The sequence below is a fragment of the Pseudoalteromonas sp. GW168-MNA-CIBAN-0100 genome, assembly GCF_040309225.1.
GTDB lineage: Bacteria > Pseudomonadota > Gammaproteobacteria > Enterobacterales > Alteromonadaceae > Pseudoalteromonas > Pseudoalteromonas arctica.
Genome location: NZ_JBEOOL010001063.1, coordinates 1 through 238, shown reverse-complemented (window position 1 = coordinate 238; position 238 = coordinate 1). Strand labels below are relative to the sequence as shown.

The 238-nt window shown below is 42.4% G+C and carries 1 protein-coding gene; it reads left to right on the top strand.

Features of this window, described 5'->3' with window-relative positions; translation table 11 throughout:
• A partial coding sequence (locus tag AAEY62_RS24620; RefSeq protein ID WP_350637113.1) for a hypothetical protein occupies positions 1–238 on the top strand: 238 nt, incomplete at both ends.

Sequence of the window (238 nt, the reverse complement as noted above, 5' to 3'; positions counted from 1 at the left end):
ATGAAGCGCACCGCTCTACTTTTGGCGATATGCTGACAACCATTAAGCAGACCTTTCCTAGAGCGATGTTTTTTGGTTTTACAGGAACTCCTATCCACGATGAGAACCAAAAAAAATCTAGTACCACCTCAACTATCTTTGGAGATGAACTGCACCGCTACAGCATTGCAGACGGGATTCGAGATGAGAACGTGCTTGGATTTGACCCCTATAAAATCCTGACTTATAAAGATAAAGA